Raw genomic sequence first — 12,428 nt, forward strand, 5'->3', positions numbered from 1 at the left:
TACCTGCAATTGACAACTACCGGCAGACTTCCTACTCTGTAGACACTCCTGGGGGGGCCGGCGTACCGGCTGAGACTCCGCATGCTGTGCGGTAACCCTTCGAACCTGATCCGGGTAATGCCGGCGAAGGGAAGGAAAACGCCCGCTGTAGTCATGCCTGTGTGTCTTTTTCTTCCTTCGCGACTGTCCCGGTGCCAAACCACTTCTGGTGATTGCGTTATCCGCCTGCAGAGCAAGGAAGACAAGCGATGTTAAGCTCCTCTACCGCACTTGTGTGGCTGGTTTTATTTGCTGCTCTGTTTGCCATACCCGGCATGATGTACGCCCGCCACAAGCAGGATAAGCTGGACGACTTTCTGGTCGCCCGCAACAGCCAGAGCAGCTCCGCCACTCTAATAACGCTGCTGGCCACCACTCTGGGAACCTGGATTCTGTTTGGCCCGGCGCAGGCCGCAACCTGGGGCGGCATCGGCGCTGTTACCGGTTACGCCCTGGGTGCACTGGCACCACGCCTGATTATGATTCCCTTGGGCAATCGCATTCGCACACTCATGCCCGAGGGCCATACCCTCACCGAATTTGTACTCGGCCGCTACGGCCGGGTGATGTACGGTTTCGTACTGGTCATCATGATTTTCTACCTGTTTATCAGCCTGACGGCGGGCCTGACCGCCATCGCGAAAATGGTCTCCCTTCTGGCGCCGGTACCACTATGGCTTACCGCCAGTATTGTGATGGCTTCCACCCTGCTCTACACCCTTTACGGTGGGCTGCGTGTGACCATCTTTACCGACCGGGTGCAGATGCTCGTCATTCTGCCCTTTCTGGTTCTGCTGATCGCCTTCGGCTGGCAAGCTACCGGTGGCCTGGCCCCGGCACTGCAGGGATTGCAGGCAAAAGCGCCCCACCTGCTGGACCCGTTCGACATCAACGGTCTGAAATCCGGCCTCACTTTCTTTATCGCCGTGGTGCTGACCGGGCTGTTTTATCAGGGAACCTGGCAACGTATTTTTGCCGCGCGCGATAGCAAGGTAATTCGCAACGGATTTATTATTAGCGGCCTGCTCAGCTTTCCCATTATTTTCACCATGGGTTTGTTCGGGCTGGCTTTTGTGGGGCTGGGCTTGCCTGGGGACGGCTCGGTTGCGCTGTTCAGCGTGCTGCTGGCAGATGTACCACTGTGGTTTGCGATTGGCCTTTTGCCCTTCGGGCTGGCCCTGATTATGAGCAGCGCCGACTCCACCATCAGCGGACTGACCAGCATCATGGTGGTAGACCTGCGTCGGCTACTGCCGAAATTGAATAACCAAAACCTGCTGTCGTTGTCGCGCTGGCTGATTGTGCTGCTGTCGGTACCGGTGCTGTTCGTTGCTGCCCAGGGCTACAGCGTGCTCTACCTGTTTCTGCTGGCAGACTTGCTGTGTTGCGCCGCGGCCTTCCCGGTATTTTTTGGCTTCTACAACGCTCGCTATCAAAACTACAACGCCGCCCTCAGCACTTTGGCCGGCCTGGTCACCGGGCTTTCAGTGTTTCCTGCGCCGGGTGCTCCCACCACTTACCTGCTGGAATCCTTCCTGCTGGCATCATTGGTACCCATAGCCGTTTCGCTACTGCTCCTGTTGCTACCCAAAAGAAAGCTTTTCGATTTTTCCATATTGGCCCAGCGCGTGCGTAATCTGGAGGGATAAAAACAACCGCGGTGTTTTTATACAAAACAACAAGACCTTCCCGTTGCTCGTAATTGGGGCCATACTGATAATTCTGCGTGGTTGACATTGTAATCTCCTTTGATGCCAGCGCACGCATTAAACAGGGGTACATGTAATGAGCAAAGGACAAGACAAAAAAAAGGACACGAAAAAACAACCGCTTTTAACCGCAAAGGAAAAGAAAGCAGCCAAGAAATCAAAGAAGAATGAAACAAACGTTCTAGGGAATTAAGAGAAGCACAGGAGCGAAAAACGCCCCTCACGCAATTGCCTGGTGTCATTCAGGACGCTTCATTGCTGCACATTATTAACCAACTGAGCCCATACACATTGCGGATCTCGGGGATTATCGGCATTACAGTATGAATTAACCGCAATACGGGAAGCATTGTCAAACAAAGATCCCTATGACAACGTAGATGGCGATTCACCGGATTGCTGCAGGAATGGCAAACCGGATATTTCTTTCACTTAGGCGGCATTTTTACTATGCGCCGCCCTGACAAAGCGAGGAAATTGCGATGAATAACGACATCATTGAAGGTAACTGGAAACAACTTAAAGGTAAGGTACGCGAGAATTGGGGCAAGCTAACAGACGACGATTTGGACGAAATCGCCGGCCGCCGCGACCACTTTATTGGCAAAGTCCAAGAGAAGTACGGCATGAAGAAAGATGAAGCTGAAAAGGAATGGGAAAAGCTTTCCAACTTCTAGATTCTCGCAGCCGTCAAAGTAAAAAACCGGCGCCCGCATAACTGCGGGCGCCGGTTTTTTTTCAGCTGCACTTCAACTGACTGAAGGAAGGTTGCCCCCCAGCATGTTTTCAACCACAGCGGCATTGTAGAAGGCCTCAACCGTCTGGATTTTGTCGTCCCGGACACGAAACCAGAGTGCAAGCCGCACATCACCGATCGGTTCAAAGTTGGTCCGGTAATCCAGGATAGCGAACACGTGCTCTCCGTCGACACCGAGTTGACGGACAATCAAATCTTTCTGGATAGCCGCCATACCGAATTGGTAGGACATCATGTCGTCCCGGCTGAGGAACCGCATATTTGGCCCCACGTATTCAAACCCTTCGGCAACCAGCAAGGTCTTCGCCTCATCAAAACGCTGAGCATGAATATCTGCAATGAACTGCGCCACAAGGTGTTTCGGCTGCATGAATAAACTCCACTTCCAATCCAGGGATGATTTGAATGACCGCAGCGAAAAGAACGTCGCCGTGCCTGCAGTTGTTGACGCCTGCATATGCGCTGATAATAAACGTTTATGACCAATTCGGCACAAGTTACCGGCGTTCACTGATACGACGATAACTCACGCAAAACACCAGGATGAATTCCAAACCTCGGGTACGTTATTGTGAGCACATTCCATCGAAGCAAAAAACATCAAACCAGGCCTGATCTCAAAGGCCTGCACCCGAGGAATCTGCACAAGCAGGGCTATGATCTCCCCTCGCTCGTGAAAAGTTACGCGCCACTGGCCCCACATTTGATAACAAACGCTCACGGCAACCTCTCCATCGCGTTCGCAGACCCACTGGCAGTAAAAGCTCTGAACGCCGCGTTATTGAAGCGATACTACAACATTAATGATTGGGATATTCCAGACGGTGCGCTTTGCCCACCCATCCCGGGCAGAGCCGACTATATCCATTACATAGCCGAGCTGCCTGGGCTTGGCGATTCTGCTACGAATCTGGCTAATACCGAGCCCAAAATCACCCTGCTCGATATAGGAACCGGGGCAAATGGAATATATCCGCTATTGGCCTGCCAAATATACGGTTGGCACTGTGTTGGCAGTGATATCAACCCGCAATCGCTCGAGAACGTAGCCTCGATTATCGCCAACAATCCCACACTGAAAGGCCGTTTTACGCTGCGTACCCAACACGATAAAAATCGAATTTTTGACGGGATCATCCAGGCCGGAGAATTCTTTGATGTCAGCGTATGCAACCCGCCCTTCCATGCTTCGCAAGATGAAGCACTGAAAGTCAACCAGCTTAAACTCACCAACCTTGCCCGCAATCGCGGTGAGCAAAAACCAATACCCAGATCTCCCACTCTGAATTTTGGCGGCCTCGAAGCAGAGCTTTGGTGCAAGGGTGGCGAACGACTGTTCCTTAAAAAATTAATAAAAGAAAGCCAGATGTTTTCAACTCAATGCCGCTGGTTTACGAGCCTGGTTTCGAAAACCGAGAACGTGAAGCCTGCGAAAAAAATGATTCGCAAGCTTGGCGCAATTGATATTCGTGAGATAGAAATGAAGCACGGAAACAAGATCACGAGAATATTGGCCTGGACATTTAGCTGAATTTCACTCTGGCGCTACAGATCACCAGCCTCGATCCCTGAGGCATTTTTTGCACAGTTAATCGTGTTACGCATGCACCGATTTCAGGGGATGGTTACAGCGCGGTTTTAACAAAGCAGGAACTACTGGGCGTTGTTAGAGAGGAAAGCCGAAAGGTTAGCGATGTCGTCGTCGCTCAGGTTTCGGGCGTTGGGAATCATCAGGCTGGAGTTCGGCCCAACTTTCTCGCCCGCGCGGTAGGTTTTCAACCGCGACTGGATGTAGTCCGCATCGCGTCCGGCCAGAGACGGAAAGCTGGCCATACCCTTGGCGGTCGGCCCATGGCACTGGGCACAGTTGCTGGCGTAGAGGCTCTTGCCTACTGCCGTATCTGCCGCTTGGGCTTGGGCTTGGGCTTGGGTCAGGCCCAGAGTAAGAGTCATCGTAAACAGTACTGTTCGTCTCATAAAGTGTCCTTCAGATTCCGGTGGGTACGGCACTGCCCAAGGGCAGTGCCGTCAGTCAGGTGATTACTCAGCGGTAAAGCGCTGAATCTGGCCTTCATCAGTGGCGACGTAAAGCGCGCCATCCGGCCCCATCACCAGGCCACGGAAACGGGAAGATCCCATCGATAGCGGCATTTCGGTGATGTCCCCAATGGTTGGTCCATCGGCCGCCAGGTCAATCACGTTGATACGCTGGCCTAACGGTGTACCACCGAAACCGATCCCCATGAAGCTGACCACCAGGCGGCCGTTCCAGTCACCCCACTGCTCACCTTCCAGGAAGGCGGCACTGCTGATGCCCTGGGAGTAGCCGTTGTTATTCCACAGCGGCTTCATAGCATCCGGATACGTTTCAAGGTCGGTCATGGGCATGTAGGCCGCGCGCTCCTTCGGGTCCATTCCCTCATTCTGGTTGGGCTGGTAACCGCAGTAATTATCCGGGCAATCTCCCCGGCCTGCCATGTTCGGGCGCGGGTCCCAACCGCTGTTGCCACCTGGCACCAGGGCGTTTACTTCATCGGAATGCCAGGGGCCGTGTTCGGTGACGATCGGCTGGTGGCTTTCCGGGTGGAATGCGATGCCCTGAACATTGCGGTGACCGTAGGTAAAGATGCGCGGGTCGAAACCCTCCGGTGTGGCATCGGCATTGGCGGGGGCAGCATCGCCATTACCGTCAATGCGCAAAACCTTGGCGCCCAGGTTGTCCCCAAACTGCGGCAGACTGCTGTTGTGGTTGTCGCCGGTGGTTACGTACAGGAAGCCATCATCCGGGCTGAAGCGAATACGCCCCCCGTTGTGGGCGCCGGCGTCACCGAATGGATGATCCGTGGGCGCCTGTTTGTAGGGAATGTCTGTCACGATGTCTGTGCGATCAGACACGGTGGCCAGGTCACCGCCCACATTCAGTCGCAACACCCGATTGGAAGCGGGGTTGTCGCCTACGCGATGCGCGGAATAGACGTAGATGGTACCGTTGTCCGCGAAATTTGGGTCCAGCGTGACGCCGTTCATGCCGGCCTGACCGGAGCAGAACAGATCGTCAGCGGTCATGGCATAGCCTTCGGAGCCGTTCATACCCAGCAGGTTATTCACCGTGCCATCGGGCAACTGAACCGAGAGGCCTTTGCACTTTTCAGTGAAGAACATGGTGCCGTCGGGCAGGAAGGCCAGATCCCAAGGGCTTTCCAGCCCGTCTACATACACAGCCTGGCTTACCTCAGGCGCTTTGGCCTGTAGGGCCAGCGGCAAACTCACCAGAACGACCGAGGCCGCCGCCACACTGAGTGAACGAAGGGATGATTTTTGACTCATGATGATTACCCTTTGCTTGTTGTTGTCGTTACATGTTGTTACGTCATGAGATGAGTGTAGATCTACTTTGAGAATGGTCAATTTTTAGTCAGCACGAAAAGGACGCGGCGACCTTAGGGAGTGGCTTCTTCAACAAGTTTTTGTACCACGTCGGTACCTACAACATGCATATTTCTTGCGGCAAGTTCACGAACAAGCCACCCTTCGCCACAGCCAATATCGAGGACGGAACGTGGCAGACAGCTGAGAATGGCGTCGATGATGGCTTGATCCGTAATCTGCTTGCGGCTCTCAATCTGCCCCTCACGTACTGCAGCAGTCCACGGCAGGGCGTTTATACCCCATAACTCAACAATCTTTGCGTCGCTGAATAGCTCAGTATGCATCTGGCTTCCGGCTTGCTAACGCGTGCAACATGCGCGCCCTTGGAATGCTGCCGAAGGCGTAATGTAAAGGGCGCCGCCGTGCCTGCATTTGTATGGCCAACGCAGAGCTTTGAGGCAATTTTGGAGCCGCAATGCGATGGGAAAATTGCGGAAACAGTGGCTGGTTATGCATTATTCGTAGTGGCTCCAGAGCCTGAGAACTTTCACCACTCGCTTGTCCTCAAGCACTTGATAGGCCAGACGATGCTGAATATTAATACGTCGTGAATAGGCCCCCGCAAGATCACCAATGAGCTTTTCAGATGGGGGCGGCTGGCGGTAAGGATCTTCCGCGGTCAGTGCCAGCAATTCCTGGGCTTTTGAGGCCGCTGGAGGACAACTTCTTTGCGTCTTTCTGGGCTTGCCTGGTGCCCCCTAGAGAATGGAGAATTACGACGATCTAAAAACAACCTAGACATCGGTCAATAGGCCTTTGAATTCGATTGAAAGTGGCATTATTTCCCCTTCAGGCTTTACGATGCTAAATCATAATGGCAATACCGGGTGCCAATCAGTTGATCAGATGCACACGCACCTGTGCGCGTCGATTGCGGCTCTCTGTCGGGGGATACCATGCCCAAGCAGCACCAAAGAACCCCGCGATGATAATTTTTTCTTTCGGCACGCCTGCCACGACAAGATAATCGTAGACCGCACGAGCGCGCGCTTCGGAAGTACCGCTCGGATCCATTTCGGTGGCATCAGCAAACCCACCTATCGACACCCGTACTCTTGGGATTTTTGTCTCCTTGAGATTCAATGCAACTGCATCAAGCTTTTTTTTATGGGCGTCTGTCAGCACGACAGCATTCTCAGCTCCTCCTACGTGGGCGGGAAAGCCATCTAGGATCGCATCGTAACGTTCTACACGACTAGGTTTCGGACCAGGCGTTGAGGCTTCTTTGTAGAACTTATCGAGCGCGACTAGAAATCCCGCTGTCGGTCCGTCGGAAACATCCTTAGTCTGATCAGGCAATATCAACTTGACGCCATTCTTGCGACCCTTTAAGCCCCAGCTAATCGCACCCAGTATTTCCATGGTTTCCGGAATGACGACCACTGATTCGAACATTTTTATCTGGCCAGGAAAGACGGCGGGTTCATCATATAGATACGCGTTAGGATCGTTTTTCCCGCCCGGTTGGTTACGGGCACCTGAAGTGGTAGATTCAGGCACCCATATCCGCTTGGTATTATCCCAATCCGCACCATAAAACGGTTCAAAATCGTCTTTCGTGTTACCTCTACGACCAACTGTGAGAACGTCAATTTCTGTGCGGCTCTTTCCACTTACGGCCTGCAGAAAGGTGATTGTCTTGCCTCGGTAAGTATTGTCTGGCGAGAAAATAATAATGACAGCGGCGTAATTGGCAGGTTTGGCGGAGCGCAGTGACCAAATAATCACCCCTTTGCTCAGGACCTTGGAGCCAATTTTACCAGGGCCCAGCTTTGGTGTGTTGGTAGCGACAGTAGGTTTAGATGCGGCCGTACCTCCACCAGTGTACGACGCCCCCGGCTTCTGGCTACCGCTGTAGCCTCCCTGTGGTTTTTGCCAATCGCTATAGTTGTCCTGTTCGCTCATAGTCAAAGACTTCCTGTAACTTGACCACTTGGCCTCTACGTACTCTGTATCCGCACTCCAAATCTCTGTGAACTGGTCGGCAAGCGATCTCCAATCCCGTGTAGATGAGTCAAATCCACGCCTTCACGTTCAGCTCAAGGGATACGTAGGTAGCTTATCTGTGATGTTCCGCAAGTAAACCAGCTTGGTCGGTATCACAACTTCCCAGGGTGCTCCTACATACAATGCACCTACTGCGTGCTTGAGATTCTTGGCACTGACATCGTCATATGGTCTGTCGATTGTAATGAGCCAAGCAGTTGGATCTCCCGCCGCGGCTTGTTCCACCTTGACAATGCGATACGGCTCAAAGTTGATCAGTAATTCGCGATCCTTGTCATTATCAAGTGTGAGCATGTTGATCTGGTCAATTACAGGATCCCAATAGAAAGTGCTATCCCTCAACTTCAAGACATCACTGCTGTTTGTGGCTTCTATCAGACCCGGGCGATCCGTATAATCGCACTGTTTCGCTTCCTTTAATTCCTGAATCATGGAAACATATTCGTCATCGCCGGATACAGGCGGTATGCCGCTGGCACCCCAAATCTGTCCAGTCTTCAGGAACCAAGTAAAAAGACTTTCCATTCCATCGCGAATCGGCACTTGTACCCGCGCTGCGCCGGCCATCAGAAATTTATCGAACAGGGGATCTCCAGAATCCTCATCTATTAGTTCAGCCCACTTACATTTGCGTGACCACATGCTGTGATAAAAGAGGTAATTACAATACTCCCATTCGAAGACCTGTTCAAAGAACAGGATAATCGGCGCATCCTTTTCCAATTTAGCAAAATCGATTTCCGGATACCCGCAAGGTGCCACCGTTTCCATCATAGCTCCAATGCCATTGAAGTAGTTGCAAAGCAAAATGGCGATGACGTGGCGTTTGATTTCGTTTTTCTCGACCTCTCGGTTCAGAAAAGGATTTCTTCCATTAATCTGTATCAATGGTTCTTCTTTCTTAATTGATTCAAAAGCCTCCTGCTTGTTTTTGTAATCGTCCATCACAAGGTTATAAATCTTGACTCGCCACTTATCAAACGCTTCATCAGTTAACTTACACTTAATGCTTATCGTACCGCTCAATGATAATGCAACACTAGAATACCCTGCGACAGAAGCAGTGATCACTCCAGTTTCGCCATTCATGAGTACGTTGGTATTTCCTGTGCTCCAGTTATTCGTATTCTGAAGTCCTCCTGCAGGAGCAACATTAGCTAGCAAAGAGGTAGTGCCTACATTGACAGAAACAGACGCTTCATCTGCTCCTTTTTGTGCAGCTGGATCACCAACAAAACAGTTGATACTATAATCTAAACTTTCGGCCTTATATCCATCCGGAATTTGTTCCGACTTAAACTCGGCCGAAGAAAAGCCAGTAGTAACATAATCCTTAGGCTCAGTAAGATTTTGATGAAAAGCAATTTGAATGGCGGTGCGTTCATCTGGTGGTTCTATTGCTCCAGAAAGCCCTTGGTTATGCAGAATTTTCAGGTAGTTATCTCTACTGATACTGTCAAGCGTTATAGTAGATCTCTGCGGGGCAATGTGTTCGTTGTCTTTTTTATTCTTCAGTTCAAATAACTTTTTAAACGTAGCTGCCGGCTCCGGAACAATCACATCAAACATTAAGTGCTTTCCATGATTGAATACTTGAGCATGCGTGACTTTATTTACCCAGTAATAGACTCCGGCCCTGTGACTGGTGCCCGCCTCTGTATTGTCTATCGTGTGCTTGTTCCTTTCCTCAAGTTCATTAATGATTTTGCTGACCTGGAGCTTCCGGACCTTCTCCTGAATCTTGGTCACAGAGCGGTCGACGATCTCCTTCGCATAAGAACGAGCAATGTTCTCAGCCTGTGACTTGGAAAAATCGGCGGTGACATTTGCATGTGGTGTCACTGTAATGGCACTACCGTATTTCAGGGTAGAGGTTACGCCTGCATCGACCCCTACTTTCGATTCAATAGTGGACTTCACTTCTTCTTGAAGCGAGAATTTCTCAGAAACTTGGTGATCCCTTTCTTCGGAAGTGATGGTTTCTGTTTCCGTTTCGCTGGTCTCTTCCGTACGATATAGGTTGCGGTGGCGTCGCACCTTCTTCTCGCCTGCAAGGATGTTCTCGATGTAGGCAATGTCTCCTTCTTCATACCGAGCGAGCTCTTCCTTGATGATGAAGAGATCGGCAATGTAGGGAGTAATGCATACACAGTGGCCGTTTGGCTTCTGGCACGACTCGTCGCATTTGCATTCACAAGAATTCTTAGACCTGCTATCGGACACCGACGGAATGCGAGGCAACTCAACCCGTCCTTTTTGGCGGCAATTGAGGGTACACCTCCCTCGAAGGACTCTTGGGGGGAGGAGTATTGGTTGAGTCAGGATGACATTGAGCAGGGCGGCACTGGCATTTTCCCTCATCTGCGCTTTGCCATCCGTGATCAGGACGCAGAGTTCGAACAAGTAGCAAATCCGGATGAGCAATTGAAAATCCACGCAATAATTAATGCTGATGTTTCCCTCATAAATCGCGATCAACAGGTTGTCGGCATAAATGCTCCAATCATTCTTGAGATCGAACGGTTCAACGGGATTCAGCGATAAGATGAAATCTGCAAAGTCGGTCGTTTTGATAGGGCGTGCTTTGAAATTCAGCCAGTTGTATACCGCTCGGATTGTTGGTTGAAGATCAACTGGGTCTTCAACGAGTTTCTCAGCGCGGCTGTATTCTTCCAATAGAGCGGCCAACGAGTCGTTTGCAGCGTTTCTGCTGTTGATCTCAATAAGCCCCCTGGCCAGCGGCGAATAATCGTCGCCAGGATACAGAAGCAGTCCAATGAATCTTTTTTCTTCTTCAGAAAGTTTTTGAGATTGTCGAAGTTGCTGGTACCGAAATAGCTCTTCCATAGTTAGTCTCCTTTCAAATCGCTGAGTTTGAGTAGTGAAACATAACCACCTGTCTCTATAGCTCAGAGGCGGAGAAATCTATTTCTCAGGCAGGTACAAAGGCGTTTAGCCTGATGATCACTGAACCTCATGGAGAACAAAACTCTTGGTCCGCCCAACGCTGAGCACAGCGGCGACCTTGGAACAGCGACGAAGGAGCCATGGAAAGGGCGCCCGGCGGCCACCGGCCGCGTACTGCTACGACCGGTTATGTTTTTGATGCCAACAGGCACCCATCTAAAGTACTTAGGGCAGAACCCTGGCGACACTCTTAGCAGTATGGCCCACAAGGGGCTTTTTACGAGAAATGAGCTAAAGAATGAACAGCATGAGACAGGGACAGGCACGCCCTTGAGAAACTCTGACCTGCCGGAGGTATTCGCTCGTCTCGAATGGACGGAAAATGGCCGTTTGCCTGGGCCATTTAAACAAAATGCCGGAACCGGCGTTCGTGTCCATGCCCTTCTCACTGGTTACCTAACCGCTATCTAAAACCAGGCAACCGCATCGTTGATACGATCTAATCAGTGCATGTCCATTTTTCACTGGATGTTTCATTGCTGGTTAGGCATTTCTGGCGATACCCATGAGTACATCCAGCGCGCTACCGTCACTTTGCAGAGAAAAGGGAACCGATGTGGAACACTCAGCAAATCCAGCCTCTGTCAGTGCCGATTTAATCTGTTGCTCTGTAAATCCATATCCTTCATCTCGCTCTCCTTTGAGCCAATCCCACTGCACCAAGCAACCACCTTTGTTAAGCAGTTGTTTCAAAAGCATTAGCGCTTTTGCGTAATCGGGCACAAAGGCCAGTGCTGAGGAAGCCACGACAAGATCAAATTTTGGTGACAAGACACTATTATCGTTGATCAGATTTTGGTCTAGTTCTGATGCGATTGTTGCAACATTTTTCAGGCGCTTATTTTCGAGTACTGAAATCATCTTTTGCGAAGGGTCAAGAGCTACCACTGAGCTTGCTGTGTTAGACAACCTTTCGGTAAGCAAGCCTGTGCCGCAACCAAAATCAAAAATGCGACACCCCTCTAGCTCCACAGTATTTTTCAAGGCAAGGTAGGCATTATCGGCATAAGCAATGACGGCTTCATTGCTATCCCACCCAGCTGCGTATTCATCCCAACTTTCACTCATTCTAGAAGATCCTCTCGCCTATCTAATTTTTGCCTAACAAGGCTGTAGAAAAACCCTTTACGGAGCCTGATCCACAGCCGCTTTGTTGTTTTTCATTATCTGCGATTAACTGGCGCCAGTTTGTGAATGTTGTGCACCAGGCAATACAATTGCCACCGACCCTGCACCTTCTTTTTGCTCCGTAGGCTAAAGCGGTTCAGACCTTTGTTACCGCCGATGTTGCCGAACACGGGTTCCACCACTGACATGCGGTGGCTGCAGATTTCTTTGCCTTGCTGGCTATCCACCCGGTGCTTCACCCAGTCGGTATAGGTCGGGGCTCGCCTGATTTCCAGGGTATAAGAGACCTGCCGCCCTCTGTCTTTGCGGTGATTCGCCGGGCTGGAGCTGTTCCTGATAGTTGATGACGACCATGGCATCCTGGTCGTAGTTGTAGTGCTTGAAACGAGGCA

The 12,428-nt window shown here is 51.1% G+C and carries 12 protein-coding genes, 1 pseudogene and 1 riboswitch; of the genes and pseudogenes, 4 read left to right on the forward strand and 9 right to left on the reverse strand.

Annotation, left to right across the window (positions count from 1 at the left end):
- Positions 1-40 precede the first annotated feature (40 nt).
- A riboswitch (TPP riboswitch) is annotated at positions 41-149 on the forward strand.
- 99 nt (positions 150-248) lie between these two features.
- Together ACN5NT_RS23415 and ACN5NT_RS23420 are read left to right on the forward strand one after the other, a co-directional pair.
- Positions 249-1,688, forward strand: a complete 1,440-nt coding sequence (locus tag ACN5NT_RS23415) for a sodium:solute symporter family protein (RefSeq protein WP_417546793.1) — start codon at positions 249-251, stop codon at positions 1,686-1,688.
- Positions 1,689-2,230: 542 nt separating this feature from the next.
- The gene (locus ACN5NT_RS23420) at positions 2,231-2,425 is read left to right on the forward strand and encodes a CsbD family protein (protein ID WP_144777405.1); all 195 of its coding nucleotides are present in this window, start codon (positions 2,231-2,233) and stop codon (positions 2,423-2,425) included.
- A 72-nt stretch (positions 2,426-2,497) separates the two neighbouring features.
- On the opposite strand, the gene ACN5NT_RS23425 is transcribed toward ACN5NT_RS23420, so the two are convergent.
- A complete protein-coding gene (locus ACN5NT_RS23425; protein WP_291945533.1) occupies positions 2,498-2,875 on the reverse strand; it encodes a nuclear transport factor 2 family protein in 378 nt (125 codons plus the stop codon).
- A 201-nt stretch (positions 2,876-3,076) separates the two neighbouring features.
- Between ACN5NT_RS23425 and rlmF the strand changes: the two genes are divergently transcribed.
- Positions 3,077-4,036, forward strand: a complete 960-nt coding sequence (gene rlmF, locus ACN5NT_RS23430; RefSeq protein WP_419177082.1) for a 23S rRNA (adenine(1618)-N(6))-methyltransferase RlmF — start codon at positions 3,077-3,079, stop codon at positions 4,034-4,036.
- A gap of 122 nt (positions 4,037-4,158) precedes the next feature.
- On the opposite strand, the gene ACN5NT_RS23435 is transcribed toward rlmF, so the two are convergent.
- The 6 genes and pseudogenes from ACN5NT_RS23435 to ACN5NT_RS23460 all read right to left on the reverse strand — a co-directional run bounded on the left by ACN5NT_RS23435 (position 4,159) and on the right by ACN5NT_RS23460 (position 10,788).
- Positions 4,159-4,482, reverse strand: a complete 324-nt coding sequence (locus tag ACN5NT_RS23435; RefSeq protein ID WP_419177083.1) for a c-type cytochrome — start codon at positions 4,480-4,482, stop codon at positions 4,159-4,161.
- Positions 4,483-4,545: 63 nt separating this feature from the next.
- Positions 4,546-5,832 carry a PQQ-dependent sugar dehydrogenase gene (locus ACN5NT_RS23440; RefSeq protein WP_417546790.1) on the reverse strand — a complete coding sequence of 429 codons (1,287 nt, stop codon included), beginning with the start codon at positions 5,830-5,832 and terminating at the stop codon, positions 4,546-4,548.
- 113 nt (positions 5,833-5,945) lie between these two features.
- A complete protein-coding gene (locus ACN5NT_RS23445) occupies positions 5,946-6,218 on the reverse strand; it encodes a class I SAM-dependent methyltransferase (RefSeq protein ID WP_419177084.1) in 273 nt (90 codons plus the stop codon).
- A gap of 171 nt (positions 6,219-6,389) precedes the next feature.
- Positions 6,390-6,648, reverse strand: a pseudogene (locus ACN5NT_RS23450) (Txe/YoeB family addiction module toxin).
- Between the two features lie 120 nt (positions 6,649-6,768).
- Complete coding sequence (locus tag ACN5NT_RS23455) at positions 6,769-7,839, reverse strand: OmpA family protein (RefSeq protein ID WP_419177085.1); 1,071 nt, start codon at positions 7,837-7,839, stop codon at positions 6,769-6,771.
- 129 nt (positions 7,840-7,968) lie between these two features.
- Positions 7,969-10,788 carry a hypothetical protein gene (locus ACN5NT_RS23460; protein ID WP_419177086.1) on the reverse strand — a complete coding sequence of 940 codons (2,820 nt, stop codon included), beginning with the start codon at positions 10,786-10,788 and terminating at the stop codon, positions 7,969-7,971.
- 129 nt (positions 10,789-10,917) lie between these two features.
- Between ACN5NT_RS23460 and ACN5NT_RS23465 the strand changes: the two genes are divergently transcribed.
- On the forward strand, positions 10,918-11,319 hold the full coding sequence (locus ACN5NT_RS23465) for a hypothetical protein (protein WP_419177087.1): 402 nt from the start codon (positions 10,918-10,920) through the stop codon (positions 11,317-11,319).
- A 72-nt stretch (positions 11,320-11,391) separates the two neighbouring features.
- On the opposite strand, the gene ACN5NT_RS23470 is transcribed toward ACN5NT_RS23465, so the two are convergent.
- Both ACN5NT_RS23470 and ACN5NT_RS23475 read right to left on the reverse strand, forming a co-directional pair.
- Positions 11,392-11,976 carry a class I SAM-dependent DNA methyltransferase gene (locus tag ACN5NT_RS23470; RefSeq protein ID WP_419177088.1) on the reverse strand — a complete coding sequence of 195 codons (585 nt, stop codon included), beginning with the start codon at positions 11,974-11,976 and terminating at the stop codon, positions 11,392-11,394.
- A gap of 95 nt (positions 11,977-12,071) precedes the next feature.
- Positions 12,072-12,428 (reverse strand): transposase (locus ACN5NT_RS23475; protein ID WP_419177089.1); only part of this gene is annotated, 357 nt, incomplete at its 5' end.

Origin of the sequence: Desulfosediminicola sp. (assembly GCF_048381775.1) — a bacterium.
Lineage (GTDB): Bacteria > Desulfobacterota > Desulfobulbia > Desulfobulbales > Desulfocapsaceae > Desulfopila > Desulfopila ganghwensis.

Coding starts and splice junctions, on each gene's coding strand:
- ACN5NT_RS23415 (WP_417546793.1), top strand. CDS start 249: ATGTTAAGCTCCTCTACCGCACTTGTGTGGCTGGTTTTATTTGCTGCT.
- ACN5NT_RS23420 (WP_144777405.1), top strand. CDS start 2,231: ATGAATAACGACATCATTGAAGGTAACTGGAAACAACTTAAAGGTAAG.
- ACN5NT_RS23425 (WP_291945533.1), bottom strand. CDS start 2,875: ATGCAGCCGAAACACCTTGTGGCGCAGTTCATTGCAGATATTCATGCT.
- ACN5NT_RS23435 (WP_419177083.1), bottom strand. CDS start 4,482: ATGAGACGAACAGTACTGTTTACGATGACTCTTACTCTGGGCCTGACC.
- ACN5NT_RS23440 (WP_417546790.1), bottom strand. CDS start 5,832: ATGAGTCAAAAATCATCCCTTCGTTCACTCAGTGTGGCGGCGGCCTCG.
- ACN5NT_RS23445 (WP_419177084.1), bottom strand. CDS start 6,218: ATGCATACTGAGCTATTCAGCGACGCAAAGATTGTTGAGTTATGGGGT.
- ACN5NT_RS23455 (WP_419177085.1), bottom strand. CDS start 7,839: ATGAGCGAACAGGACAACTATAGCGATTGGCAAAAACCACAGGGAGGC.
- ACN5NT_RS23460 (WP_419177086.1), bottom strand. CDS start 10,788: ATGGAAGAGCTATTTCGGTACCAGCAACTTCGACAATCTCAAAAACTT.
- ACN5NT_RS23465 (WP_419177087.1), top strand. CDS start 10,918: ATGGAGAACAAAACTCTTGGTCCGCCCAACGCTGAGCACAGCGGCGAC.
- ACN5NT_RS23470 (WP_419177088.1), bottom strand. CDS start 11,976: ATGAGTGAAAGTTGGGATGAATACGCAGCTGGGTGGGATAGCAATGAA.